Source organism: Thermococcus sp. JdF3 (genome assembly GCF_012027495.1).
GTDB lineage: Archaea > Methanobacteriota_B > Thermococci > Thermococcales > Thermococcaceae > Thermococcus.
The window spans coordinates 241,163-267,380 of sequence record NZ_SNUK01000002.1 but is presented as its reverse complement, the minus strand read 5'-3'; the positions used below and the strand labels follow the sequence as shown (position 1 = coordinate 267,380).

The following is a 26,218-nucleotide window of genomic DNA, read 5'->3' as shown; positions in this document are numbered from 1 at the left end:
CCTCAGAAGTGCGTCGAATTGTGGGCCGGGTACAGAGGCCCGCGTTCATTCGCTCGCGCGGGTGGATGCTCCCGGCCCTGTGGGCTCGGCGTGAGCACGCTCCGCTCACGGAACCCGAGTACCTCGCGGAGGCGGGTTGACCGAGCCCATGAGGAGACGAACTGTCCCCTCACTGTCGGCGATTGGCTTTATGGCCGACCACCTTAAAAACCTGAGCCTCAGCCGGTGGAGATTAGTATGACCCCCAGCACGGCCAGAATCAGTCCTTCAAGTATCTTCCTGTTGGGCGGCTCCTTGAGGATTAATATCGCCAGGGTGGATGCTATTATGGGGTTTATGGCCGAAACCGGGGCCGATATCTGGGAGCCGACGAGGTTTATCGAGTAGACGAAGAGGTACTGGCCGAGGAGCAGGCCCGTGGCCGCGGCGCCGGTCAGGAGGAGCGCTTCCCGGAGGGTTATCCTCCTCAGCTCACCCGCGTACCTCGGCAGGAACAGCGACACGGCTAAGGCCGCGAACATCATTCTTATCCCCGCGAGCGTGAGCACGTCCACGTAGCCGGTGAGCCAGTCCATGGTGAGTATCGCGAAGCTCCAGGAGATTGGGGCAAGGATCGCGAAGAGGAAGCCCTTGGGGTTTATCTCCTCTTCCTCCTCCGCCTTCCTCACCACCACTATGGCCGAAACCACCAGGGCAGCGCCCACGATTATCTGGGCGCTCACTTCCCTTCCAAGGAAGAGAAAGGCCCACAGTATGGTCCACAGCGGGTAGGTGGAGGTTATGGGGACTGTTCTAGAGACACCCATCATCTTGAGGGCGTTGAGGTAGAAGTAGTCGCCTATAACGAAGCCAAAAGCGCCGGAGACGAAGGCCACCGCGAGCAGCTTCGGCGACAGCTCGGCGACCTTCGAGAAGGTGCCGTTGGCGAGGAATATGGCAACGAACATCACTGAGACGGCGTAGAGGCGGAATATGTTGGCCGTCACCGGGCTCTTGTCCCTCATTCCTGCCTTTATCAGTATCGTTGATGTCGCCCACGAGAAAGCCGATGCCAGCGCCGCCAGAACTCCAAGGATTAGAGCGTCCATGTTGATTGGGTTGCACAGTTAGCTTAAAAGCTTAACGTTTAGATGCTCGACGAAATGCCAGCAACGTTATTAAATCTCCCGCGAAATTGGAGCGGATGATGATCTCGGCAGTGCTGACGCAAGGATGATGACGATCTTGAGTGCTGATTTGAAAATGCAATAGAAAAAAGAGAAAAAAGAATCAGCGGATGACCACGTTCAATTTCCGCAGGTTGAGTGCAATTCCGTACTCCCTGGACACGTCCTTGATGACCCTCTGAATTGTTGCCGCTATGTCCTTCTTTATTTTCTCGTCGGAAACTCCGGAGAACGAGCCGAAAAGACCTCCAACGTTTTCTCGGAGGAAGCTGGCCTCGATATCAACGTAGACTGTGGAGCTTCTTATCTCATGGTTGAGCTTGAGCCACTTGAACGTGACGCGCGGGACGAGCTTAAGCTCCGCGTGGATTCTGTTCTTAAGGGTCTCAACTGCCGGCTCTATGCGGCTCCTGAGCATCGTCTCCTCGCTTTCCTTCTTCTTCTCCTCTGTGAGTGCGGAGAGTTCGTCTATTCCCGCCTGCTTCAGAAGCTGCTCAACCTCCTTTTCAATAAGCTCTTTCTTCGCCAGTATCTCTGCTGCCTTGCCGCTTCCAACGGCTGTGGACGTGGCCGTTGCTCCAGGCACGTTGGCCTTTGATACGGTTTCAACTTCTATGTTGTGGACGGTTATGTAGCGTTTCAGGCTCCTTCCGAGCTCCTTCGCGTGCCTGCTCAGGATATCCCTGATCACCCTGTAAACGGAGTCCCTGGCCATGCCCGTCTCGACGACGAGGGAGAGGTTTATCTCAAACTCCTTCCTTCCCCTGATATCGAAGTGGGCCTTGTCTATCTTTATCCCCGCACTCTCTATCTCAGCCACAACGGTCCTTGCGTAGGCGCTGAAGTACGGCCACACGTTCTCGAGAACCGACAGTGAAATTTTTCCGTCCTTTGTGACGTTGCCGGTCTTCTTCTTGTCCCTGTCCACTATCTCCTGGGGCTTGAGCTCCTGTCCGTCGATGATTATGCCCACATCCCTGATTATCGGCTTTGTCTCGGCCTCCCTGAGGAGAACCGGCGCGTACTTGCTGACGGCGTGGAGCATCCTCTTCTCCGCCACCTCTATGTCCCTTGAATCGCCGGTGGAGTTCCCGTGGATGTGGACATTGAGATAGACAACGCCCTCTCCCACGTTGGCGTCAAACTCTATTCTGTTTATCGTGAGGCCCTTTATCCTCTTGGCCTCCTTGAGGAGGTCCTCCGCGTAGACCTGGAAGGCCCTCTCAGGTATGCTCCCACCGGTCAGGTTGATCACAACCTCGGGCTTTCCGGCGGGGGTCTGGGCGGGTCTGGGCTTCTCTGCCTCCACGGCCAGGGGCTGTGGCTCTGGAGCGGCCTGGGAGGTCACCGCCGCTCCGGCCGTTGCTGCCATTGCTGCCTTCGTCTCAATGGGTTTTTCCTTCTTTACGGGTTCTGCGGGAGGCCCTTCGCCGGGAACCTTGAAAAGCTCGTCCAGCGGGATTTTTGGGGTTTGAGCGTAGACATCGACGTTATCCGCCACGGACAGTTTGAGCTCGAGTTCGTCAAGGGCATAAACGTCAACAACCATGGGTTTTCCAATGAGTGAGTTCAGCACCCTGATTGCTTCCTCTCCGGATAGATTCTGCTTCGTGTCAACCACGAGACACTCCGCCGCGAGCACCTTTGATCTGTCAATGAGGACGGTGATGTAGTATTTACCCCCGGTGCCCCTGGCGAATATCTTCAGAAAAGCCCCGTTGCCCCCGGAAAGCGCCCGCTGAACGAGCGCTCCCAGCTCCTCCGCAGAGGTTGCTACCGCGTTTTCCATGAGTGGCCCCTTGTCTGGCAGCTGCATATTCATCACCATTAGCTATATATATCCTTCAGCCAAAAAACTCCCAGGAGGAATTCACCGTCCTAGTATATTGACGCTTGTATTTAAACATTATTGTGCAAAAAGGTGGGGAACATGCGGGTGCTGGTACTGGGAGGCGGGGCAATCGGCCGCGCGATAGCCGAGTCACTCAGGGGAGAGTTTGAGGTGGCTGTGATAGAGAAGGATGAGATCCGCGCCAAGGCCCTCGAGGAGAGCGGTTTCCATGTCATCAATGGGGACTTCTCATACACCGCCACCCTCCTGAAGGCCGGCGTCGACAAAGCCGAACTCGTCATAATCACCACCATGAACGTTGATGTAATCAGAAAAACCGTCTACGTGATAAGGACCAACAACAAAGACGTGCCTATCGTTACGGTTCTTCCCGATGATGTTGGCCTCGATGACCTCGTTTCCCAGATAAACGAGGAGTACGAGGCGGAGGTTAAGGTCGACTACGCCGTCACGCCCAGGAACGCCTTGAAGGATGCCCTCATCAGGACGGTCGAGAGGATCGGCGAGCGGAAAAACGCTAACCTCCTCGTCAGGAAGCTCAAGGAGCTCCGGAATCAGGCGGATTCCCTCTTGATAGTCATGCACGACAACCCCGACCCGGACGCAATAGCCAGTGCGACCGCCCTGAGCGTCATAGCCCAGACCCTCGGCTTCAAGACCCAGATAGTCTACGGCGGCGAGATAGCCCACCATGAGAACAGGGCCTTCGTGAACCTTCTCGGCATTGATCTCAGGAAGGTCTCCAGGGGTTCCTACGAGCTGAAGCGCTACCCGTTCATAGCCCTCGTGGACTGCCAGCCCAACGGCAACCTCACGACGCTTGATCAGTCCGATTACAAGAAGATAAAGATACTCATCGACCACCACCAGATACTCCAGCACCTTCAGGAGCTCATCCCGGAGGACGCTTTCCTCGACATACGGCCCGATGTTCACTCCTCCGCCGCGATCCTCGCCGAGTACCTCAGAATGCTCAACATCTCCCTGTCCCCCCTCATGGCCACTGCCCTCTTCTACGGCATTTATATCGACACCAAGAAGTTCTCCAAGCTGAGCCACATCGACCTCAAGGCCATCGAGTTCCTGGCAGGCAAGGTGGACTACGAGCTCCTTGACAAGATAGAGCACCCGGACATAAGCACCGAGACGGCGGAGATACTTGCAAAGGCAATAATGAACAGGCGCATCTACAAGAACGTTGTCGTCAGCAACGTGGGATTCATCACCAACCGCGACGCCATAGCGGAGTCAGCCGACTTCCTCCTCCGCCTGGAGGGCATAACCACGGTCCTCGTCTTTGGCATAGTGGACGACAGAATAGAGATTTCCGCCAGGACTCGCGACGTCAGGGTGAACATCGGGGCGGTCCTCAGGGAGGCCTTCGGCGACATAGGCAGCGGCGGCGGCCACTCCCAGTCGGGAGGGGCGAGAATCCCCCTTGGAATCTTCAAGCTCGCCAAGGACAAGGGCTCGCTCCTCAGGCTGGCGGAGGAGGCCATAACGGAGAAGTTCCTGGAGGCGCTAAAAGTTAAAGAAGGCTGATCACTCTTCTTTTGCCTTTACGAGTATTATATCACCTATCGCGGTAACCCTGTTGTAGGGCACGCCGACCTTTTCACCCGGCAGTCCAAGGGCCAGCACCTTTCCCTGGCCCCTGTCAACATCGATCAGAATCTCGTCGACGTAGCCGACGTAGTAGCCCTTGGTGTTGTATATCTGCTTTCCGTAGAGCTTTGAGAGGCGCATCACCATTTTAATCACCGGAATAGGTTGTCGGTGGACGTATTTAAAAGTTACCTCCTGGGAAGACTCCTCGCCACCTCGAAGGCCCACCTCGCAAATACCGCGAAGAAGGCCAGCACTGCCCCCATGACCCCGACGACGAACAGGCTCGCAACGGCCCCCTCGGTGCCCTGGAGGGGTTCGTACCCCTTGAAGGCCAGCATTGCCACGGCGAAGCCGCCGAAGTAGCCAAGCGGGACGAGGAACATGTCCAGGTAGCTGGAGGGCCCCACGATCATCATGACCGCCATGACGACGGCTATGAACGCGTACGCCCCGGAGGGGCCTACGTCCCTTACCGTCCACAGACCCGCCAGCAGGGAAGTGGCCAGGAACCCCATGGGGAACGCGTAGGCGGAGGCCCTGACGTTAACGGGGTACCTGAGGCCCAGCAGGGCTCCCGCGAGCAGGCCGATGTATATCAGATACACGAACCCCTCGTTTCCAGCCCTGGGCGAGTACATGGCCACCGCTACCGCAAAGCCTATGAACGAACCCACCCCCGCCCAGGCAAGGAGCGACCTCCAATTTACATCCCGCAGGTTCATGATTTCACGACCTTTATCGTTATCTTTGAGCCGTCCTGAAGGTTCAGCTTCTCCCTGAGGTAGATAGGAGCCACTATTTCCGCTATCTTCGGTGGATGGACCGTCCGCGAGGGGATAACTATTGCACCCTCGGCGTCCCCTATCCTAACCCGGTATGCTTTGACGTCCCCGAAGGTCCTCCCATCCTTTACGAATCCCGGAAGGATGACCGGCCTGACGCCGCAGAGGGCATCGAATACAGTCCTTGGGAAGATAACGCGGATATTCAGCGTTCCAGGGTACGGCTTGAAGCCCAGGTACTCCTCGATTAACCGGGAGTACTGCCTCACGTAATACGCCCCCTCCCCTATTCCAGAGATGACCTCGCCGATTATAACGCCGTTGTAAAGGACGCCCGATATGGCATCGCAGAGTTCCTCCAGAAAGGCCAGGCCGTTGGGGCTTATCTCGACGTAGGTTTTCTTCCCCTCGACGGACTTTTCTATGAATCCCTCCTCCTCCATGTCCTCGAGGAGCCTCAGAACGGACTGTGGGGAAACCCCGAGCTCATCGCCCAGATCCCTCAGTGTCACCTTGACCTTCTCTCCAATAGCCCCCCTTCTGGCCAGCAGGATGAGCAACTTTATCCTCTTCATAGCGTTTCCCTCTTCGACAGTCTGTCGGCGAGCCTGAGCGGTTTGGGATAACCCCCCTCAAGCAGCGGCTCGATGATTCTCACCGCGGATTCCAAGTCGATTAAATGGCCGACGCTTACATAAGCTTTTCCCATCCGTCTGAATGAGCCTTCCGGCGCACCCCTCAGGGGCCCCTTGGCAACGCCTATGGTTGGCCGTCCGACCAGCAGACCGATGTGGGAGGCCAGTCCGTAGCCACGCGGGTGCGCCCTTCCGTGTCCTTCGACGAGGAGAACATCGAATTCCTCACCCTGGAGCACCATGAGAACCGGCCTGGTTTCTCTCAGGAAAAAATATGTGGGAATGTACGGGAACGTGACATCAACCACGGCCGTTTTTGATCCCAGAACCTCGCAGTCCGGGAAGGTGCAGAGAACCAGGGCTGCCCTTGCCAGGTTTTTCCTGTACGACACGTCCACGGCGCCGACGACCCGTACACTGCCGGAATCAACGGTTCTCTCCACGACCCTTCCGGCTAGTTTCACCTGGGCCGCGGCGATCCGCTCGAGTTTTTTCTGCAATTCGGTAACCACATAATCACCGAATTATGTTTTTATGTAATTGTTTCATCTGTTTGCCCCGTCTTCCCGTTTTTCCAGCGCCCCTGCCGCGAGGTCGAGCTTTATCTCCAGACTCCTGCTCAGCTTTGCCCTCATGAGGTCCTCGAGGGTCCTTTCAAGGATGTTCCTTGCCTGGTCCTGCTTTCCCCTTACGTTCACGAGCCCCTTTGGATACTCCAGCGTCATCAGCTCCTCGTAGGTCTTCTCCATGGTGCGGTAGGTTCTCTCCGCCTCTTCGAGGTTACCGTCGAGGAGGAGCAGCAGGAAGTGTCTCCTGAGCTCACCGATGAAGTCCCCAATACCGAGGGCGTAGTCGGCGTGGGGCACGCCCAGCCTTCCCGGCGAGGGATAGTCCTCCCCGGTCATGTACGCGAAGAACAGGCTGGCCTCAACGAACTCCTGGTGGGCGCTCTGGACGTAGCCGGCGTGGTAAAGGTCGGGATGGTCCTTCAGCTTCCTCCTCAGCTCCTCGACCTTCTCACGGACGAGTCTCAGCCGTTTCTCCGCCTCCTCAACCTCCCCCCTGTGCAGGGCTTTTATCGTATCCCCGCTCATCCGGACTATCTCCCTCGTTAGCCTCAGCGCCTCCTCCCTGAGCGAATCCTTCTCATCGAGAACCTCCCTAATCTCGGCTATTATTTCCTTCAGCTCCATGATCTCACCGGAAGAAGTCCGACAAAGGGGTTAAAAATGTGGGCTCGACCCATCCCCATCCCTCATCGGCGGCCGGACGGCGTCCTCCGGTGGCCCGGAGGGCGAGCCCTGTCCGCCCGGCATCGTCGCACCCGCTCATTGCTGCCCGAACGCTCCCGGGACCGGGCCGCCGGGCGTCGTCGGATGCTCATGCGAATGATTTTCAGGGGAAATTTTAAGGGTTTCGGAATAAATAACTGACAGGAATATTCGACTCCCGAATTCATGCCGAAAAGTATATAAACTGATGCACAGACCCGACCATACAAACCCTGAGAGGTGACGCTCATGGCTGAGAAGGTCAGGAACATAGTTGTTGAGGAGCTTATGAGGACCCCCGTCGAGATGCAGAGGGTCGAGCTCGTTGAGAGGAAGGGTATAGGACACCCGGACAGCATTGCCGACGGCATAGCCGAAGCCGTCAGCAGGGCGCTCAGCAGGGAGTACGTGAAGAGGTACGGCATCATCCTCCACCACAACACGGACCAGGTGGAGGTCGTTGGTGGAAAGGCCTACCCGCGCTTCGGCGGCGGTGAGGTCATCAAGCCGATATACATCCTTCTCTCAGGAAGGGCCGTTGAGATCGTTGACCGCGAGCTCTTCCCGGTTCACGAGGTTGCCATTAAAGCCGCCCGCGAGTACCTCAGGAAGGCCGTCAGGCACCTCGACCTTGAGAACCACGTCATCATCGACTCCCGCATCGGCCAGGGAAGCGTTGACCTCGTCGGTGTCTTCAACAAGGCCAAGGAAACCCCGATCCCGCTCGCCAACGATACCAGCTTCGGCGTTGGCTACGCCCCGCTCAGCGAGACCGAGAGGATAGTTTACGAGACCGAGAGGCTCCTCAACAGCGACGAGTTTAAGAGGAAGTACCCGGCGGTTGGTGAGGACATCAAGGTCATGGGACTCAGAAAGGGCGACGAGATAGACATCACCATCGCGGCTGCCATGGTGGACAGCGAGGTTGCCGACCCGGACGAGTACATGGCCGTCAAGGAGGCCATCTATGAGGCCGCCAAGGGCGTCGCCGAAGCCCACACCGAGAGAAAGGTCAACATCTACGTGAACACCGCAGACGACCCCGAGAAGGGAATCTACTACATCACCGTCACCGGAACCAGCGCTGAGGCAGGCGACGACGGTAGCGTTGGAAGGGGCAACCGCGTTAACGGCCTCATCACCCCGAACAGGCACATGAGCATGGAGGCCGCGGCCGGAAAGAACCCGGTCAGCCACGTCGGAAAGATTTACAACCTCCTCTCAATGCTCATTGCCAGTGACATAGCCGAGCAGGTTGAGGGTGTCGAGGAGGTCTACGTCAGGATACTCAGCCAGATAGGCAAGCCCATCGACGAGCCGCTCGTCGCGAGCGTCCAGATAATCCCGAAGAAGGGCTACGGCCTCGAGACCATCCAGAAGCCGGCCTACGAGATAGCCGACGCCTGGCTCGCCGACATAACGAAGATACAGAAGATGATTCTCGACGACCAGCTCAACGTCTTCTGATCCCCTTTCTCTTTCCAGGTTTTTCTAAGCCCGAGATTCGGTTGGGAGTTTAAAAGTTTTGGAAGAAACCTCAGACGGCAGGGTAGCCGTTCTGCTTGAGGACCCTTATGAGTTTTGCCTCTTCGAGGGCAAGGGCGACCTTCTCTTTCTTGACTTTTGCGAGCTGGGAAGCGGCAGCCTTCTTCTGGCGGGCCATCCTCACGAGGCGGGCCTCCTCAAGGGCGAGGAGTTCCTTCCTCTTCTTGACAACCTCAAGCCTCTTCTGAAGCAGGGTGGATTTCAACTTCTCCATAGATATCACCTAAACTCTTAGGCGCTCCTGGCCCTTATAAGGTTTTCGATAAATGCTACATGTACATTCGTCAATCGACGGAAGACAAGGATATAAGCCCCAGCGCGTATCTCGCACCCGGTGAAGAGGGGATGATAATAGTGGTAACCGGAACGCCGGGGGTCGGAAAGACCACTGTATCGAGGCTCCTCAGCAAGAAGCTTGGCTACGAATACGTGGGTGTTAAAGAATTCGCCAGAGAAAATGGTATCGGCGAGATGGTGGGCGAGGAGCTGGAGATAGATGTTGATGAGCTGGCTGAAGCCATGTTGCGGGAGTTTCATGGCCAGGATGTTGTGATAGACGGCCACCTCAGTCACTTTGTACCGGCGGACGTCGTAATAGTCCTTCGCGCCAATCCCAAGCTCGTTGCTGAGAGATTGATGGAACGGGGCTACTCAAAGGAGAAGCTCGCCGAGAACGTTGAGGCGGAGCTGGTGGACGTCATCCTGGTCGAGGCCCTTGAGGAAAATGGGAACGTCCTGGAAGTCGACACGACGGGAAAGACTCCGGATGAGGTCGTGGATGAGATAATCGAGCTCATTGAGGGTGGAATCAAAAGGAGGGTTGGAATCGTTGACTGGAGCGGTGTGTATGACGAGGTGCTGCCATACCTGCGGCTGGAGGGATGAGGAGTGAGGGTGATAGCCGTCACCGACATCCATGGAAACTCCAAAAGGGCCCGCCAGCTCGCCGAAATACTGGAGGGCGAGAAATTTGACGCTTTCCTCGTGGCCGGAGACCTCACACATTTTAGCGGCTCTGATAAGGCCAGGGAAGTTCTGGAACCACTGCTTGAGCTGGGAGTTCCCGTGGTGGCGGTACACGGAAACTGCGACGGCAGGGACGTTCCGGAGTTCCTGACGGAGTTGGGCATAACTGCCCACAACAGACGGGTTGAGGTTGGTGAAGTTGGCATAGTTGGAATCGGCGGCTCAAACATAACACCGTTCCGCACGTTCTGGGAGCTCACTGAGGACGAAATTGGGGGGATTCTGGAGCGGAACTACCGCGACGGGGACGTGATACTCTCCCACGTGCCCCCAAAAGATACGAATGCAGACCGCGTTCATTCGGGCCTCCACGTGGGAAGTCCAGCGCTGAGGGGGTTTATAGAGAGGAAAGAACCCCCGCTCGTTCTCACCGGCCACATCCACGAGGCGAGGAGCGTCGATAGAATCGGCGGAACAGTGATCGTGAATCCCGGTCCCCTCTTCAGGGGGTACTACGCCGTTGTGGACTATGATGCGGAAAAGAAGAGGGTGGATGGTGTGGAGCTGGAGAGGCTTTAGGCCTCAGACCAGTCCCTTCTCCCTCAGCACCGTCTCCATCCTGTCCATGGCTTCCTCAAGCTGCTCGTAGGCCGTCGCGTAGCTTATCCTGATGTAGCCCTCGCCGGCGTTTCCGAATGCGCTTCCCGGGACGACCGCGACCCTTGCCTCCTTGAGCATCAGTTCGCTGAACTCTTTGCTGGTCAGGCCGGTGTCCCTAATGCGCGGGAAGATGTAGAAGGCACCCTTGGGCTTGACCGTTGGAAGTCCCATCTCGTTCAGGCGCTTCCATACGAGGTTCCTTCTGCGGTCGTACTCCTGCCTCATCTCCTCGACGGCCTTCCAGCTGCGCTCGTCCCCCAGGGCCTTGGCGGCGGCGTACTGGGCGAACGTGACCGGACAGGTGGCGTTGTACATCTGGAAGCGCGCCATCTTCTCGATTATCCATGAGGGGGCTGCAACAAAGCCGAGGCGCCAGCCGGTCATGGCGAAGGTCTTGGAGAAGCCGTTTACCGTTATAGTTCTCTCGAACATGCCGTCGAGGGAGGCCATGCTGTGGTTCTTTGCCCCGTCGTAGACGAAGTGCTCGTAGACCTCGTCGCTAAAAACCATCAGGTCGTGCTCCACCGCGAAGTCCGCTATCTCCTCGACGTCCTTCCTGGTGAGAACCGCGCCGGTGGGGTTGTTGGGGCTGTTGATGATGAGCGCGCGGGTCTTCTCGCTCACATGTTTCTCAAGGTCGTCCACGCTCAGCCTGAATTCGTTCTCCTCGTAGGTTGGCACCTCGACGGGCCTTCCGCCCGCCAGGAGGACGGCCGGGGCATAGCTGACGAACATCGGGCTCGGAATGAGGACTTCCTCGCCCTCTTTGAGGAACGCGGCGAGACCCAGAATAAAAGCCTGGTTGGCACCCACGAGAATCATTATCTCGCTCCTGGGGTCGGCCTCGATGCCGTTCTGCTCCCTGAGCTTCTCGGATATGGCCTCGCGGAGCATCATGATTCCCGCGTTCGGGCTGTAATGCGTCATTCCCCTGTCTAATGCCTCCTTGGCGTACTCCTTTATGTGCTCCGGCGTGTCAAAGTCCGGCTCACCGATTCCGAGGGAGATCAGGCCTTCAACACCCTGGGCGAGGTCAAAGAGCTTTCTAATCTCAGAAGGGTTGACGAGTTCCAACCTGTCGCTCAGCGCCATGAGCATCACCGCTCTTCCTTAGAGGCAATGTTTATAACTTTACCTCAACGAAAAGATGTTCATCGAAGTGCAAATAGGGACGTTGGGGAACATGATTGTTGGATGGAGAGACCCTCAATTCAGTTCTCCGAGACCATCCCGGTAGACCTCTATGTTTCACCTGGGATTATCTCCTTCCGGGCGTTAATCCTCCAGATTGAGCATTTCAAAATCCTCCAGATCCCACACAAGCCAACCCCTGCTCCTCAGGTTCTCCTTTTCATCGGCCTTCCTCGCAACAAGCCCATAGCCTTTCTCCCACCCGTCGAGCCCAACAAGCTCGGCCTTTCTTTCAAGGTCTCTAAGAATCCCCTCCGCTTCCCTCTCGCTCAGCTCCTTCCACTTAACCTCGATGAAAAGGGCCCTCTTCTCACGCTCGTTCAGAGCAAGCAGGTCGATTTCTTGGCTCTTGTGCCACCATCTTCCAATCCTGGTGAACCTGAACGGAAGGCTTCCAACCCTGTTGAGCCCGACCAGAAACTGCTCGGCGACTTTCTCGAAGACGAAGCCGAGGTAGCGGTTGAAGTCCGCCTTGATGTCCTCAACGACGTCGAGGCCCATCTCGATCTCGCCCCGAAGGGGGTAAACGAAACGGAACCAGAAGGCGAAGAGGTTGTCGCTTATCCTGTAGATTCCCCTCCTCCCACCGGTAACTGGGAACTCCTCAGTTACGTAGCCCATCCCCTGAAGAACGCCGAGGTATTTGCCGAGGGAGTTCTTTTCAATCCGCGCCTTATCGGCTATCTGGCTGAAGCGGTTGTAGCCGAGAGCTATCGCCCTGAGAATTGAGAAGTAGCGCGAGACGTCCCTCAGCTCCTCGCGGAGGAGGTATTTCGGCTCGTCGTAGTACTTGGCCCCCCTGGAGAGGAGCAGCCTTCTGATGTTCTCCCAAAAGCCCATACTGGGGTTGTAGTCGGCCCAGTACTGGGGAACACCGCCGAAGACGGCGTAAACATGGATTGCCTCCTCAAGGCTTATCTGGTGAAACTTCCTCGCGCTGAAGAAGTCCATCTCCTCAACCTTCCATGCACCGGTTCTTCTGCCGTACACCGGCGATTTTGCCGAGAGGATCCCCTCCATGAACGAAACAAGAGAGCCGCAGAGGATTAGCATTATCTTCGTTTTTGAAAGACTCGTGTCCCAGTACTTCTGGAGGACGCTGAGGAACTCCCTGTGGGCCTTGGCCACGTACTGAACCTCGTCTATGACAACCACTAGCCTTTCCGAGCTTTTTTCAGAGAGATATGCAAAGAAAGCCCTCCAGTTCCTCAACGGGTTCTCCCTCAGCACCGGATCGTTGAAGTAGTCGGCCAGTTTCTCTGAAAAGTCCTCGAGAACGGTCTCGCTCTCCTCGGCGAGAAGGTAAAGTCCACCGACCTCCGAGAGGAACCGCTGAAGGAGGTAGGTCTTACCTATCCTCCTCCGCCCGTAGAGAATTATCAGCTCTGCACCCCCAGAACTGTATCTATCCCTCAAGAACTCAAGCTCCCGCTCCCTGTCAATAAACTTACTCGTGAGTATCATACTTTAGAGTACGTTTTCTCATTTATAAAGGTTTCGAAGTCTCCCAAATCCCAGACGAGGCGGCCTTCTTTCTTCAGTCCTTCCGTACCTTGCTTCCTTTGAAAGCTTCGCCCTTCGGGGCGGAGAGGAACTCGGTCAGATACTCGCGCTTCAACTACTCAAGCATGTTCAAGGGGACTAATCCCCCACCTGAAGGTAGAGGGTTTTTAGGAGGAAAAGACAATAGCTCAAGGCCTGCTCTCCTTCCAAACTGCGAACCCCTCTACCACAAAGACGTCCAACCCCGCCGCTCTGAAGGTTCTCAGCGCGTCCTCTGGAGAGCAGACTATCGGCTCGCCGTGCATGTTGAAGCTCGTGTTCAGCACCGCGCCCAGGCCCGTCTTCCGCTCGAAGGCTTTGATTACGTCGTAATAAGCTGGATTGGTTTCCTTCCTTACGGCCTGAGGCCTGGTCGTCCCGTCCACGTGAACAACGGCGGGAGCGGCTTCTCTGAACCCCTCACTCGCCGTGTAGCTCATGGTCATGAACTCGTTTGGCAAGCCGTTCAGGTCTTCGAGGTACTCCCTGGCCTTCTCCCACAGCAGGGAAGGCGCGAAGGGCTGGAAGACGTCGCGCTTCAGGGCAACGTTGAGCCTCTCTTTGACCTCCTCGTTCCTCGGGTCCGCCAAAATTGAGCGGTTGCCTAGGGCCCTCGGTCCGAACTCCATTGCCCCCTGGAAGAATCCGGCCAGCTTGCCCTCAACGAGGGCGTCCGCGACGAGGCCCGGGACGTCATCCACCTCCTCAAACTCAACGCCCTCCATCTTCAGGAACTCTTCAACTTCTTCCCTTCCGTAGGATGGGCCAAGATAAATGTGCTCCAGTTTGGAGGGCCTCCACTTCCCGTCGAGCCTCTCGAACTGGGCTTTCACAAAAACCGCGGCGCCGAAGGCCAGACCGCCGTCGTCCATCGCCGGAAAGACCCACAGGTTATCGTCCCCGACGATGTGCCTCAGCACAGCGTTGGCCTTGACGTTTTGGGCAACTCCACCTGCGTAGGCAACGGGAAGTTCCTGCCCTCTGAGTCCGAGGCCGAGCTCTTCGATCAGCCTTTCCAGGTGTGCCTGAGCGCTGGCGGCTATCTCTGTGGCCTTTTTCTGAAGCTTACCCTCAAGCTTTCCGCGCTTCATCTGGAGGGCGATCTCCCTGGCGTGTCTGAGGGGGTAATCAAAGAGCTCTGCGAGCTTCCTAGTCGCTTCGACCCCGATTACTCCGAGATGGTTGTCGAAGCTCAGCCCGTTGAGCTCTATTATTGAGCTCAGGTCGTAAGCTGGTTTCCCGTATGCCGCCAGGCTCATGACCTTGCCCTCGTGCCGCATGGGCTTGAATCCTAAAAGCTCGGTAACGGAGGCGTAGAAATCTCCGAGGGAGTCGATGTAGGTGCTCTGTGCGATCCTGATCATTTCCCCATCTCTCGCCACGTATATCGAAGAGCTTAGCCCGTCTCCCGCGGCGTCTATGCTCAGCGCTATCGCCTCACGCCAGCCTGCGGTGTGGTATGCACCCGCGGAGTGGGCCAGGTGATGCTCGACGAAGATGACTTTCTTCTTGAAGTCTGCTCCGAATATTCTCCTGAGGTTCTCCTCAAGCTCCAGAAGGCGTTTTTGCTTCCTGAATATGCCAGCGACCGCTATGGCCTCAACGTCCTCCGGCGATGCCCCAGCCATTTCGAGGACTTTCGCCACGCTCATCCTTGGAAAGCCGCGGTACTTCTTGATCCTGTTCAGTCTCTCCTCGTTTACCGCGAATATCCTTCCGCCGTCTATCAGCACTGCACCAGCGTCGTGACCGTCGTGGATTCCAAGTATCATGGTGGTTCGTTCGATGCCCGTTTTTTAAACGTTGGGGGAGGGAAGAATTTAAAAATGCCGCTCGATGAATACATTTGACGGAGGTGGAACCATGAAGAGAGTTGCTGCACTCTTTGCCATTTTGATGATTATGATGGTCCCCTTTGCGGGGGCTGCAACCGCGGCGAAGCCCCAGGACCCGAGGGCCAGTATAATAACGCAGACGAAGCTGTGGTACTACCTCTACATCGGAGGGGAGTCCAAATTCCACAGGCTCTACAATGAGAGCGTCAGCGCCGGCATCGACAACACCACCCTTCAGACAGTAATGCAGCTCTACGAGAACGCCAGTGCCGAATACAAGGTTGCCCTGTCCTACGGCAACCCTCTCGAATCCAAGAACATAGCCTGGCTCCCGTTCATCGTTCACATGAGAAAGGCATACGTTACCCTCAGGGATGCCATTTCGCTCCTTGAAGATGCCCTCAAGGGGCTCGAGGCCCGGAATGCATGATCTTTTCTCTTTTCATTACCATTATCCCTACAGAATCAATTGAAAAAAGAGAGTCAGGGTTCAGTAGGTTCTCGCGAACCTCGCTATGAACCTGGCCTCCCTGCCGCAGACGGGACACTTCTTGCCTTCGGGGGCTTTGGCCTTCTCCTCCGGATAGGGAGTTCCGAGCATCTTGGCGTCGAGGGCTTCCTCCATCTCGAGACCGCAGCTCTCCTCGCCGCACCAGGGAATCTCAACAATGCCGCGTCTGTCCTCAAAGACTGCCCTGGCCTCCTCTATGGTCCCGACGCGCTTTATGTGGCTCTCAAGGAACTCCCCGGCACGTTTGTGAAGGTTCTCGTGGATCGCGTCAAGGGTCTTCCTGACCTCCTCAACTATGTCCTCGCGCTCCACCACGAGCTTCTCAAGGGTATCGCGCCTCGCAAGGACCGCTTTCTTGCCTTCAACGTCCCTCGGACCGACTTCCACGCGGAGGGGAACCCCCTTGAGCTCCCAGTCGTAGAACTTCCTGCCGGGCCTTATGTCGCGCTCGTCAATGTGAACCCTTATTCCCGCCGCCCTCAGCTCCTCCGCTATCTCACGGGCGTAGGCGAAGACGTCAGCCTCGGCATCCTTCTTGGGAATCGGCACGATTACGACCTGTATGGGGGCTATCGTGGGGGGCAGAACCATTCCCCTGTCGTCGCCGTGTATGGCTATGACCGCTGCCAAAAGGCGCTCGCTCATTCCGAACGTCGTCTGGTGGACGAACTCGTGGTCGCCGGTTTCGGTCTCGTACTGGATGTTGTATGCCTTCGCAAAGTTCTGGCGGTAATTGTGCATGGTTCCAATCTGCAGCGTCCTGCCGTCGGGCATCATGACCTCGGCGCCGAGGGAGTAGTAAGCGCCGGGGAACTTGTCCCAGTCGGGTCTCTTGGAGATTATGTACGGTATCGCAAGGAACCTCGCGAGGCCGTCAAATATCTCGAGGTCCTCCTTTATCTGCCTCTCGGCGTCCTCGTAGCTGTCGTGGGCCGTGTGGGCCTCAAAGAACCTGCTTATCTCACGGACGCGGATGAGGGGCCTTGTATGCTTCGTTTCGTAGCGGTAGGTGTTGACAATCTGATAAACTTTGAAGGGAAGGTCAGCGTGAGAGCGTATCCAGAGCGAGAACATCGAGTACATAGCGGTCTCGCTCGTCGGTCTGAGGATCAGCCTGATATCGAGCGGGTCGTGGCCAGCGTGGGTGACCCAGAAGACCTCGCCCTCGAAGCCGGCTATATGCTCGGCCTCCTTCTGGAACTCGGTTTCAGGGATGAGCGCCGGGAACAGAACCTCATCGTGGCCCGTTCTCTCCATCTCGGAATGGACGAAGCGTTCGATGTTTCTCATTATCTTGAGGCCGTAGGGCAGCCAGATGTTCATTCCCTTGACAGGATAGCGCTTGTCCTGAATTCCAGCGATCTCGATAAGCTCGTTGTACCACTCGCTGAAATTCTCGCTCCATTTCTTCCGCTCGACCTTACTCATCTGCACCACCTAGAGGGAGAAACCGAAAAAGTTTTTAAGTTTTCCCGGTGTCGGCTCGGCTTTTTGACGAATTCCATGCAAAACCTTATTAGGGTCGTTTCGATAAGCATCTTAAGGTGATACCATGAGGCCTAGGGTGGCCGTTCTCTTCAAGATGAAGAGCAAGCCCGTTGAGGAGCTCAGGAAATACGCGGACGTTGAATTCATCCTGTATCCAAGCGTCGATGAGCTCAAAGAAAAGATAGGCGAGTTTGATGGCGTCATAATCTCCCCGCTGAACAGGTTTCCGCGCGAAGTCATCGAGAGTGCCGAGCGGTTAAAGGTCATCAGCTGTCATTCCGCCGGCTACGACCACGTTGACGTTGAGACGGCAACGAGGAAGGGGATATACGTGACCAAGGTGGCGGGAGTTCTCAGCGAGGCCGTTGCCGAGTTCGCCGTTGGCCTGACCATAGCACTCCTCAGGAAGATAGCCTACGCCGACAGGTTTATCCGCTCAGGAAACTGGGACTCCCACAGGACGGTGTGGGGTGGTTTCAAGGAGATAGAGACCCTCTACGGCAAAAGGGTCGGAATCCTCGGCATGGGGGCGATAGGAAAGGCCATAGCCCGGAGAATGAAGGCGATGGGGACGGAGATACTCTACTGGTCCCGCTCGCGGAAGCCCGATATAGAGGAGGAGGCCGGTGCCAGGTACCTCCCCCTCGACGACGTCCTGAGGGAGAGCGATATCGTGATTTTGGCCCTACCATCCACACCGCAGACCCACCACATCATCAACGAGGAAAGGCTCAAGCTCCTCGAAGGCAAATACCTCGTCAATATTGGCCGCGGGAGCCTGGTTGATGAGAACGCCATCATGAAATCCCTCAAGGAAGGGAAACTGAAGGGGTACGCGACGGATGTATTCGAGAACGAGCCAGTGCAGGAGCACGAGCTTTTCAAACATGAGTGGGAGACGGTTCTAACGCCCCACTACGCGGGCCTTTCGAGAGAAGCCATGGAGGACATGGGCTTCCAGGCCGTTAGGAACCTCCTGGCTGTTCTTAGGGGTGAGGTTCCGGAGACGCTCGTGAACAGGGAGGTTCTCAAGATACGTCCGCCCGAGAAGGTTAGGATGCTCTGAGGTGGTTGTGATGCTCGTTGATGAACTGAGGGAAATCACCCGGGTTCCGGGGATTTCCGGCTACGAGGAAAAGGTCAGGGAAAAGATAGAGGAGTGGCTTGAGCCCTACGCCGACTACACGGTTGACACGATTGGAAACCTCGTCGTCGAGCTCGGCGAGGGCGAGCTAAAGGCCATCTTCATGGCCCACATGGACGAGATAGGGCTTCTCGTGACGGGCATAAGGCCCGACGGAAAGCTGACCTTCAGGAAAATCGGCGGCATAGACGACAGGTTGCTCTACGGCAGACACCTCGACGTGATAACCGAGAGCGGGAGGCTCGACGGCGTCATTGGCGCCCTTCCGGTGCACCTCAACCTTGAACGGAAGTTCGACACCGTTCCATGGAGCAAGCTCGCCATAGACATCGGGGCTGAAAGCCGGGAGGAGGCTGAAGAGCTCGGCGTTAAGGTGCTCGACTACGCGGTCTTCAAGAAGCACTTTGCGGTTCTCAACGGCCGCTACGTCTCCACCCGCTCCCTCGATGACCGCTTTGGGGTCGTTGCCCTCGTGGAGGCGATAAAGGATCTGGTTGACCACGACTTGGATGGGAAGTGGATTTTCGCCTTCACCGTGCAGGAGGAGATTGGCCTCAAGGGCGCCCGCTTTTTGGCGGAGCGTTACACTCCGAGATACGCCTTCGCCGTCGATTCCTTTGCCTGCTGTGGCGAGCTAACGGGTGACGTCCGCCTCGGCGGAGGAGCGGTGATAAGGGCAGTGGACAACTCGGCCATCTACACGAGGAGGCTCGCCAGAAAGGTCGCGGAAATAGCGTCGAGGAACGGGATTCCCCTCCAGATTGGCGTAACCGGCGGCGGAACGGACGCGTCAGTCTTCCAGGGCAAGAGTGAGGTTCTCGCTTTGAGCGTTCCGATGAGGTACCTCCACAGCGAGGTGGAGACCCTCCATCTGGCCGACCTTGAGGCACTGATAAAGCTTATAGAGGCGATAGCCTTCGAACTGTGAGTGTTCAATCAATGACGGAGGTGATTCCTTGCTCAAATACGTCGGCTACTTCGCAGTCGGAGTATTCATCGGCATCCTTGCGGCGCTCTTTGGTCTTGGAGGTGGATTCCTGATAGTTCCGACGCTGAACTTCCTCGGCGTCGAGATACACCACGCGGTGGGCACATCAAGCGCGGCAGTTGTATTCACCTCCCTCAGCTCGGCGATAGCGTACTCAAGGCAGAAGAGGATACACTACAAGGTCGGCCTCCTGCTTGCCTCAACGGCCGTAATCGGTGCCTACATCGGTGCGTGGCTCACGAGCTTCATAAGTGCCGCCCAGCTGAAGGTCATCTTCGGTCTCGCCCTTGTAGTAGTCGCTGTCAGGATATACAGAAAGAAGACGGCCGAGCCGGGTGAGGTCAAACTTGAGGAAGTGGGGGTCAACTACAGGCTGGTGCCGATTGGAGGTTTCTTCGCGGGAATCGCCAGCGGTCTCCTCGGCGTCGGCGGGGGAATAATCAACGTGCCCTTCCTGACGTACCTCGGCCTCCCCATACACTACGCGGTGGCGACTTCAAGCTTTGCGATAGTGTTCACAGCAACCGCTGGAGCGCTCAAGCACTACGCCATGGGCAACGTGGAGACGCAGTGGCTCGTCCTCCTCGTGCCGGGACTGATAATCGGCGCTCAGCTCGGTGCGAGGATAGCGAAGAGGACGAGGGCGAGCAGTCTTAAGAGGGCCTTCGCGGTCGTCATGGCTCTCCTGGCTCTGAGGATGATCCTGAAGGGTCTTGGCCTTCCGGTTCCGTGAGCTTTTCTTTCCTCCTTTCCATGGCATAGGACGCTCCAATGAGTGCCGCCACCGCGATTAGAACCAGCCACGCGATCACCAGCGGCCGATCGTAGGGGTAGTAGAAATCTCCCGTCGGGACGTATGGTAACGAGATCAAGAGTAGCATTACGGACAAGATGAACCCAAGGAACCCACCGATTACGAAAAGCACTATGTTCCCGCTGCCGTAGCCCATCTCCCCGCCGATGGCAAGTTCCGCGCTATAACCAACCACCACGGTCAGGACCAGGACAACGGCGGAGAGAAGGAGATTCGCCGAGCCAAGTTTTTTCCTTCCCCACTCGTACAGGCCGTAGGCAAGCACCAGCAGCAATCCCCCCGCCGCGGAGCTGAGCCAGACCGAGAGGTCCTTGTAAAAGCCGTAGGGCGCGTCCCAGTTGGCGAAGGTTATCGAGCCTGGTTGGGTTATCACAAAGACGAGAAGCACCATCAGCCAGTACTTTTTCCATCCCATCTTCATCCAGATTTCTACGGTTCTGAAGTTTAAAAATTTTTTGGCTGAAGTTGTAATCCTCCGGCTAAATTATATAAACCCTCCGGGGGATACCGGGCCGATGCGGAATGCTTAACCCGGTGATGGCGGTTTTAATCGGTGCACTCATAGGCACGATAGCGGGCCTCTTCGGGGTAGGGGGCGGGTTCCTCATCGTCCCCTCCCTGGTGTTCCTTGGACTGCCCATTCACGTGGCTATCGGAACCAGCCTCGCCTGTATCACGATAAGCTCCCTATCCTCCGCCTACGCCCACATCCGGGCCGGCAGGGTTCTCTACAGGGTGGCCTTTCTGAAGGAGGCCTTTTCAATTCCGGCCGCGGTGATAGGCGCGTACCTCTCGGGGATGCTGAACTCAAACGTGCTGGAGGCAGTATTCGGGCTTCTCCTAATCTACGTTGCCCACATCTTCATCAGGAAAAGCGATGTAAGAAACCGCGGGGAGGCTTTGAGGATAAACTATAGAAAGGTTCCGCTGATCGGTGCCCTCTCCGGTCTAACCTCCGGACTTCTGGGGGTCAGCGGGGGCGTACTGAACGTTCCCCTCTTCCACACCCTCGCGGGCCTCCCCGTGAACTACGCGGTCGGAACGTCCAGCCTCGCCCTGTTCTTCACGGCCCTGGTGGGAACGGCCACCCACATCGGACTTGGGCAGGTGGACCTTCAAACGGCGCTCCTGCTCTCCCCCGGCCTCATAATAGGGGCCGCCGTGGGGGCCAGACTGGTTCCAAAGCTGCAGCCGAGGCGGTTTAAGATACTGTTCTCAGGGCTTCTGATACTGGTCGCGGTGAGGCTCCTCCTCAGGGCACTCAAAGGTTTTTAACGCTCAGTCCCAATCCTCCCCGGTGAGAAAGATGTCGGAACTTTTCGAGAAAATCAAGGCCGAGTACGGCGTTGAGATAGCCGAGGAAAACGACATGACGAACGTGTGGAGGCTCGTTGAGATGCTCAAGGATAAGGGCTGGGTGGTGTACATCATCACCGCCAGAGGGCGTGAGCAGGTCGATGCGTGGCACCCGAACTACGGGAGTCTGTACGCCCAGTTTGGAGAGATTCCGCATTTTAGGAACGTGGTGGAAGGAATATGCGTTACAGCCCTCCATATAAGGGAGCTTGAGAGGAATGGAACGCTCTGAAACGTTCGTTCCGTCGGAGTCCTCAAATAGGTTTAGCCCCTAGCGTTCATCGGTGATGCCCATGAAGGGGATAAAGGGCTTTGCACTGGCCCTGGCAATGCTGCTCCTTGGCAGCGTAATACCGCTGGGCCTGGCTGAGAGCAACAACACCGGCTCGTACACTGGAGTAGCAATGGACAACAGCACCAGGGAGATGGTGATAGCGGGTCAGCTGATTGACCAGCTTCAGAGGCTGAGCAAGTTCGCCGGGGAGAAGATAGAACCTATAAAGGACAAGCTGCCCGAGAACTCCACGATACTCACCCACTACGAGCTCGCAGAGGACTACAGGGAAAAGGCGGTGAGCGAGTACGAGGCCGGCGACTACTACAACTCGATACTGGACAGCCTCACGGCCATGCACCACTACAAGGTTGCCCTCTCAGCGCTTAAGGAGGCCAAAGAGAAGGTCCAGGATGTAAGGGAACGCATCAAAATGGAAATCGAGCGCATGACGGAGTACTTCAGGTTCGTTGAGAAGACCATAAGGCTGGCGGGGAACCAGGGGATAGACGTGAGCAACCTCACCGCGCTCTACAACGAGACCAAAGATGCCTACAAAGTTGTGCTCGATGACCTTAAGGCCGGGGACTACGAAAAGGCGAAGGCAGACTATGAAGTCGCCAAAGAGAAGAAAGCCCTCCTCGACGAGGAGCTGAGAAAGGTCCGCGAGGAGCTCGCCTACGCAAACGCTGAGGAGATCGTCAAGGACTTCCTGATCAAGGGCGAGAAGGGAATGGAGATAGCTCAGAAGGCAATCGAAGTCGGGGAGCAGAACGGTTACAACGTGACGGAGCTCCAGGAGAGGCTCAATGCTTTCTCGGAGGTTTACAGCCAGGTCAAGGCCCTGGCCGACGAGGGCAAGTGGGAGGACGCTCTGACCGTCATGAAGGATAACAGGGAAACCATAGTTGAGTTCCACAACGCCGTTGAGTTCGTACTCAGAAAGGTTCGCGAGAGGGAGCTCGATGAAAAGCTGAAGGACGTCCGCGCTTTCCTCAGGGAGATGAACGACAGGATTCAGAAGGACGCGAAGGCGCTCCGCGAGCTCAAGAGCAGGGGTGTTGACACCACCAGGGCGGAGGTTCAGCTGAAAGTGGCCGCCCAGGAGCTCAGGATAGGCGTCGAGCTTCTCAAGGCAAAGAAGCCCCTCCAGGCCAAAGCCCACTTCGCAATAGCACTGGACATGCTCCACAAGGTCGATGAGTTCATACTCGCCCACTCCTGACCTTTCCTTTTTAGTTATGGAGGGATGCTTAAATGAGACTCAAAGGGGCCGCAATCCTCATGCTGATAACGCTCACCCTCCTGCACGGGGTTAGTGCCTATACCGTCTCATCCCTGGTTTTGACGGTCTACAATGACGGCTACGTCAAGGTTGAATATGAAATCCTGCCCGCGGAGTATTCCTCCCAGATTGAACTTCCCCTCCTCGGTGACCATTACGAAAACGTTATCGTTGAAGACGGGAGCGGAAACCCCGTAAACTTCCGGCTTGAGAACGGAAGCCTCCTCATATATTCCGGGGACGCCGGCATAGTCAAGGTCTCCTACTATACCTCCGACCTGACCGCGAAGGAAGGCATGGTGTGGACGCTTCACGTTGCGACCAACGATTCCTTCACTGTAGTACTGCCTGAGAACGCCATAGTGGTCGACCTGAGCGATATACCCCTCGAAATAGCGGGGAACTCGATAACCATGCCTCCCGGAAACCAGAGCGTCTCCTACACACTCAACGGCAGAGGGGCTGGCAGTGAGGGCGGAACGGAGAGTTCGGCGTATCTGCTAATCCTGGCCGGTCTTGGAGTGATCGGAGGTTTCGCCTACGCGCTCTGGAGAAGGAAAGGCGGAGGAAAATCAATGCCCACCCGGGAGGAATTCCAAGCCCGGCTGGAAAACCTCGACCTCAACGAGGAGGAGAAGCGCGCGCTGCTCTACATCTTCGACAAGGGCGGAAAGGCCAGTCAGGCAGAGGTTCGCGAAGCGATAGGTCTACCCAAAACCACCGCCTGGAGGATGTTCAAGCGCCTTGAGAGGAAGGGTCTGGTGAAGGTTCTTAAGGGCAGGAAGGAAAACTGGGTGGAGCTCAGGTTTTAGGGCCTATGGAGACAAGTGAGGCGTTTAACCTCCTCTTTCCTCTTCTTAAGTGCTTTTTTGTAAAGGAGAAACTCGGAGGAACGTTTTGAAACGAGCAAAGTCCGGCGGGTTCCTAATATACGTGTGGACACTACACAACATCAGGTGAGAGCCATGAGGATGAGTATGAAAACACTGCTGGTGCTCTTCATAGGAGCACTGATACCACTCAGCACCGCCGCATGGGCGGCCAGCGTAGACGCCACGGCAACCAACACAACCGCAGTGAGCAACCAGACCCTGCAGGTCAACGCCACGAACGCGACCAACACCACCCCAGTTAACATGACCAACGTCACCAATACAACGAATACGAGCGGTGTTCAGGCGTACAACCTGCTTGTGATACTGGATAAGGTCTCCGATTACACGGCAGGTCTGATGGCCGAGCTCAATGCGAACAACGTCACAATCTCCAATCACACCCTTGACCTCTACTCCCAGGCTGAAGCAACCCGTGCCCAGGCGTGGGAACTTTACAACGCCGGCAACTACAGCGAGAGCATAAACGCCTCTATGAATGCCCTCTACCTCTACAAGGAGGTCATCGAGGAGCTGACCGACTACTACGAGGAGCACAAGGAGAAGAAGATGGAGGAAGAGCACGAGTACTATGAGACAGTAATGGACGCCAAGGAGGAGCTTCACAGGGCCGCGGAGTACTTCCCGTACGTTGAGAAAGTCATCGCGGAGGCTCAGAGCGAGGGTCTCAACGTTACCTACGTCATGGCGCTTTACAACGAGACCAAGGCCGCCTATATGGTCGTTGCCCAGGACCTCGCCAGCGGCAACGTTACCGTCCTCAAGGCAGACCTTGAGTACGCGGAGGAGCTCATGGACAAGCTTGAGGATGCCGTTGAGGATCTCTCCGAGGGTATCGTCGGTGCAAAGGCCGATGAGATAAGCCAGGCCTTCATGGGGAAGCTCCAGGAGCAGATGAAACTCATGCAGGAGCTAATGGCCATGCTTCAGAACTCCACGATAAATGTCACATACCTCCAGGAGAACCTGATGGAGCTCCAGACGATGTACGAGGGATTCAACGCCCTTGTCGAGAGCGGCCAGTACGAAGAAGCTCTCGACATGCTCCACGACATCAACGAGGAGCTGAAGGAGATAATCGAGGACACCAAAGAGATAGAGAAGGAGTACAGGGAGGAGAAGGAGCACGAGGAGCGCGAAGAGCATGAAAAGGAGGAGAGGGAAGAGAAAGAAGAGCACAAGGATGAAAAGGATGGCGAGGACGAATACGAGGATGACCACAAGGAGAAAGACGAGCACGGGGACGAATATACCGACGACGAGAGCGAAGATGACCAGGATGGGGACTACGAGGAGCAGGATTCCCACGATGACGACAACGGCCAGCATGAGGACTCTGAGAATGACAACGAGGACAGGGAGCACGACGGTAAAGACGAGAAAGACGAGTCGGAGGATGACGAGTGAGCCCCTCATTCTAATATTTTTTAAGGGGGATCTCTTAACTTCCGGAGGTGCTGGGATGAGGAGCAAAGCAGTGATGGTGCTCGTAATTGCGCTCATGGCCCTGCCCCTCGTAAGCGGGCAGTACTCCGTCGAGTCCCTGGGCCTCACGGTCTATTCCGACGGGTACGTTAAGGTAGTCGCGGTCATCGTTCCCGAGAACTACACGGTCAGCTTTTCCGTCCCGCTCCTCGCTACCAACGTTGAGGGGCTGACCGTTATCGATGAGAACGGAAAACCCCTGCCGTATGAGATAAACGGCTCCACTCTTACCGTGTACTTTGAAAACGCCACGGGCGTTAGAATAGCCTATTACACTCCCGACCTGACCGCAAAAAATGGCGCCATATGGAGTATTCGTTTCAACTCAACCGTCCCCGTTAAGATCACGTTTCCAGATAACGCTGTCATAGTTGACCTCACCGACATACCCCTTGAGATAGATGGAAACTCTATACTAATGCCCCCCGGAAACCAGACGGTTTCCTATGTCCTTGAATACCAACCAACGGGAACCAATGTTCCAACAGTCCCGCCCACATCGGGAACGACCACTGAACTTTCCAACTCAACGGTGCCCTCCAATCCGGGCTCTCCATCCTCGACTCCGAGTGCTCCTGATGAGGGCTCCACGAACTGGACGGTGGTCGGTATCCTGGTCCTCCTCGCACTTGCCGCCGGTGGGGGCTTTGCCTACATGAAGCGCGGGGGAAAAGAGGAAAGGACCCCCGGCATCAGCAGGGAGGACTTCGAGAGACGCCTCAAGGAGTACGAACTGACGAAGGACGAGGAGAATGCGCTGCTCTACCTGTTCGACAGGGGCGGCAGGGCCAAACAGGCCGAAGTCCGGGAGATGCTTGGGATTCCAAAGACAACCGCCTGGAGGATGTTCCAGCGCCTTGAGAAGCAGGGCTTGGTGAGGGTCTACAAGAAGAAGAGGGAGAACTGGGTGGAGCTCAAACTTTGAGC

The 26,218-nt window shown here is 56.5% G+C and carries 27 protein-coding genes; 14 read left to right on the top strand and 13 right to left on the bottom strand.

All coding sequences use genetic code 11. From position 1 onward, the window contains the following. Positions 1 to 218: 218 nt before the first annotated feature. A complete protein-coding gene (locus tag E3E42_RS04005; RefSeq protein WP_167902823.1) occupies positions 219 to 1,088 on the bottom strand; it encodes a DMT family transporter in 870 nt (289 codons plus the stop codon). A 181-nt stretch (positions 1,089 to 1,269) separates the two neighbouring features. After that, positions 1,270 to 2,982 carry a hypothetical protein gene (locus E3E42_RS04000; RefSeq protein ID WP_167902821.1) on the bottom strand — a complete coding sequence of 571 codons (1,713 nt, stop codon included), beginning with the start codon at positions 2,980 to 2,982 and terminating at the stop codon, positions 1,270 to 1,272. Positions 2,983 to 3,096: 114 nt separating this feature from the next. Here E3E42_RS04000 and E3E42_RS03995 point away from each other — a divergent pair, with 114 nt between their 5' ends. Then, positions 3,097 to 4,560, top strand: a complete 1,464-nt coding sequence (locus tag E3E42_RS03995) for a DHH family phosphoesterase (RefSeq protein ID WP_167902820.1) — start codon at positions 3,097 to 3,099, stop codon at positions 4,558 to 4,560. Here E3E42_RS03995 and E3E42_RS03990 read toward each other — a convergent pair whose 3' ends face one another. From E3E42_RS03990 to E3E42_RS03970, 5 genes are read right to left on the bottom strand one after another with little or no spacing between them, the layout of a single operon-like run. Further along, complete coding sequence (locus E3E42_RS03990; protein WP_058939492.1) at positions 4,561 to 4,770, bottom strand: PRC-barrel domain-containing protein; 210 nt, start codon at positions 4,768 to 4,770, stop codon at positions 4,561 to 4,563. It lies immediately after the preceding gene. A 41-nt stretch (positions 4,771 to 4,811) separates the two neighbouring features. Next, positions 4,812 to 5,300 (bottom strand): hypothetical protein, encoded by a 489-nt coding sequence (locus tag E3E42_RS03985; protein ID WP_370519587.1) that lies wholly within the window; start codon positions 5,298 to 5,300, stop codon positions 4,812 to 4,814. A 44-nt stretch (positions 5,301 to 5,344) separates the two neighbouring features. Then, positions 5,345 to 5,983: a DUF120 domain-containing protein gene (locus E3E42_RS03980; RefSeq protein ID WP_167902817.1), complete on the bottom strand. Its 639-nt coding sequence runs from the start codon at positions 5,981 to 5,983 to the stop codon at positions 5,345 to 5,347. Next, positions 5,980 to 6,555 carry an endonuclease V gene (locus tag E3E42_RS03975; protein ID WP_370519586.1) on the bottom strand — a complete coding sequence of 192 codons (576 nt, stop codon included), beginning with the start codon at positions 6,553 to 6,555 and terminating at the stop codon, positions 5,980 to 5,982. Before E3E42_RS03975 ends, E3E42_RS03980 begins: the two co-directional genes overlap by 4 nt. A 33-nt stretch (positions 6,556 to 6,588) precedes the next feature. Continuing rightward, complete coding sequence (locus E3E42_RS03970) at positions 6,589 to 7,236, bottom strand: haloacid dehalogenase (RefSeq protein ID WP_167902814.1); 648 nt, start codon at positions 7,234 to 7,236, stop codon at positions 6,589 to 6,591. Between the two features lie 327 nt (positions 7,237 to 7,563). On the opposite strand from E3E42_RS03970, the gene E3E42_RS03965 reads away from it, so the two are divergent. Further along, a complete protein-coding gene (locus tag E3E42_RS03965; RefSeq protein ID WP_167902813.1) occupies positions 7,564 to 8,781 on the top strand; it encodes a methionine adenosyltransferase in 1,218 nt (405 codons plus the stop codon). Between the two features lie 70 nt (positions 8,782 to 8,851). Here E3E42_RS03965 and E3E42_RS03960 read toward each other — a convergent pair whose 3' ends face one another. After that, complete coding sequence (locus tag E3E42_RS03960) at positions 8,852 to 9,073, bottom strand: hypothetical protein (RefSeq protein ID WP_167903160.1); 222 nt, start codon at positions 9,071 to 9,073, stop codon at positions 8,852 to 8,854. 131 nt (positions 9,074 to 9,204) lie between these two features. Here E3E42_RS03960 and E3E42_RS03955 point away from each other — a divergent pair, with 131 nt between their 5' ends. Next, positions 9,205 to 9,744, top strand: a complete 540-nt coding sequence (locus tag E3E42_RS03955; protein ID WP_167902812.1) for an adenylate kinase family protein — start codon at positions 9,205 to 9,207, stop codon at positions 9,742 to 9,744. Positions 9,745 to 9,747: 3 nt separating this feature from the next. Continuing rightward, positions 9,748 to 10,404: a metallophosphoesterase gene (locus E3E42_RS03950; RefSeq protein ID WP_167902811.1), complete on the top strand. Its 657-nt coding sequence runs from the start codon at positions 9,748 to 9,750 to the stop codon at positions 10,402 to 10,404. A 3-nt stretch (positions 10,405 to 10,407) separates the two neighbouring features. Here the strand turns inward: E3E42_RS03950 and E3E42_RS03945 are convergent, their stop codons facing one another. The 3 genes from E3E42_RS03945 to E3E42_RS03935 all read right to left on the bottom strand — a co-directional run bounded on the left by E3E42_RS03945 (position 10,408) and on the right by E3E42_RS03935 (position 14,990). Beyond that, entirely contained in the window at positions 10,408 to 11,577 is a 1,170-nt protein-coding gene (locus E3E42_RS03945; protein WP_167903158.1) for a pyridoxal phosphate-dependent aminotransferase, read from the bottom strand. Between the two features lie 183 nt (positions 11,578 to 11,760). After that, positions 11,761 to 13,140, bottom strand: a complete 1,380-nt coding sequence (locus E3E42_RS03940) for an ATP-binding protein (protein WP_167902810.1) — start codon at positions 13,138 to 13,140, stop codon at positions 11,761 to 11,763. Positions 13,141 to 13,367: 227 nt separating this feature from the next. Next, on the bottom strand, positions 13,368 to 14,990 hold the full coding sequence (locus E3E42_RS03935; protein WP_167902809.1) for a carbamoyltransferase: 1,623 nt from the start codon (positions 14,988 to 14,990) through the stop codon (positions 13,368 to 13,370). Positions 14,991 to 15,081: 91 nt separating this feature from the next. On the opposite strand from E3E42_RS03935, the gene E3E42_RS03930 reads away from it, so the two are divergent. Beyond that, the gene (locus tag E3E42_RS03930) at positions 15,082 to 15,483 is read left to right on the top strand and encodes a pyrolysin (protein WP_167902808.1); all 402 of its coding nucleotides are present in this window, start codon (positions 15,082 to 15,084) and stop codon (positions 15,481 to 15,483) included. A 60-nt stretch (positions 15,484 to 15,543) separates the two neighbouring features. On the opposite strand, the gene proS is transcribed toward E3E42_RS03930, so the two are convergent. Further along, on the bottom strand, positions 15,544 to 16,992 hold the full coding sequence (gene proS, locus E3E42_RS03925) for a proline--tRNA ligase (RefSeq protein WP_167903156.1): 1,449 nt from the start codon (positions 16,990 to 16,992) through the stop codon (positions 15,544 to 15,546). Between the two features lie 124 nt (positions 16,993 to 17,116). Between proS and E3E42_RS03920 the strand changes: the two genes are divergently transcribed. From E3E42_RS03920 to E3E42_RS03910, 3 genes are read left to right on the top strand one after another with little or no spacing between them, the layout of a single operon-like run. Continuing rightward, positions 17,117 to 18,118, top strand: coding sequence for a 2-hydroxyacid dehydrogenase (locus tag E3E42_RS03920; RefSeq protein ID WP_167902807.1), 1,002 nt, complete (start codon positions 17,117 to 17,119; stop codon positions 18,116 to 18,118). Between the two features lie 10 nt (positions 18,119 to 18,128). Next, complete coding sequence (locus E3E42_RS03915; protein ID WP_167902806.1) at positions 18,129 to 19,124, top strand: M42 family metallopeptidase; 996 nt, start codon at positions 18,129 to 18,131, stop codon at positions 19,122 to 19,124. Between the two features lie 28 nt (positions 19,125 to 19,152). Further along, positions 19,153 to 19,917 carry a sulfite exporter TauE/SafE family protein gene (locus E3E42_RS03910; protein ID WP_167902805.1) on the top strand — a complete coding sequence of 255 codons (765 nt, stop codon included), beginning with the start codon at positions 19,153 to 19,155 and terminating at the stop codon, positions 19,915 to 19,917. On the opposite strand, the gene E3E42_RS03905 is transcribed toward E3E42_RS03910, so the two are convergent. Further along, positions 19,859 to 20,419, bottom strand: coding sequence for a hypothetical protein (locus tag E3E42_RS03905; RefSeq protein ID WP_240913622.1), 561 nt, complete (start codon positions 20,417 to 20,419; stop codon positions 19,859 to 19,861). The two genes, E3E42_RS03910 and E3E42_RS03905, sit on opposite strands and share 59 nt — an antisense overlap. 101 nt (positions 20,420 to 20,520) lie before the next feature. Here E3E42_RS03905 and E3E42_RS03900 point away from each other — a divergent pair, with 101 nt between their 5' ends. The 6 genes from E3E42_RS03900 (at position 20,521) to E3E42_RS03875 (ending at position 26,216) form a co-directional block, all read left to right on the top strand. After that, positions 20,521 to 21,273, top strand: coding sequence for a sulfite exporter TauE/SafE family protein (locus E3E42_RS03900; protein WP_167902804.1), 753 nt, complete (start codon positions 20,521 to 20,523; stop codon positions 21,271 to 21,273). A 31-nt stretch (positions 21,274 to 21,304) separates the two neighbouring features. Beyond that, positions 21,305 to 21,586, top strand: coding sequence for a hypothetical protein (locus tag E3E42_RS03895; RefSeq protein WP_167903152.1), 282 nt, complete (start codon positions 21,305 to 21,307; stop codon positions 21,584 to 21,586). Positions 21,587 to 21,641: 55 nt separating this feature from the next. Further along, complete coding sequence (locus tag E3E42_RS03890; protein WP_370519605.1) at positions 21,642 to 22,853, top strand: hypothetical protein; 1,212 nt, start codon at positions 21,642 to 21,644, stop codon at positions 22,851 to 22,853. A 32-nt stretch (positions 22,854 to 22,885) separates the two neighbouring features. Beyond that, positions 22,886 to 23,725, top strand: a complete 840-nt coding sequence (locus E3E42_RS03885; protein ID WP_167902803.1) for a helix-turn-helix domain-containing protein — start codon at positions 22,886 to 22,888, stop codon at positions 23,723 to 23,725. 153 nt (positions 23,726 to 23,878) lie between these two features. Continuing rightward, complete coding sequence (locus tag E3E42_RS03880) at positions 23,879 to 25,213, top strand: DUF2457 domain-containing protein (RefSeq protein ID WP_167902802.1); 1,335 nt, start codon at positions 23,879 to 23,881, stop codon at positions 25,211 to 25,213. 55 nt (positions 25,214 to 25,268) lie between these two features. Next, positions 25,269 to 26,216, top strand: a complete 948-nt coding sequence (locus tag E3E42_RS03875; protein WP_167902801.1) for a helix-turn-helix domain-containing protein — start codon at positions 25,269 to 25,271, stop codon at positions 26,214 to 26,216. The last annotated feature ends 2 nt before the right edge of the window (positions 26,217 to 26,218 follow it).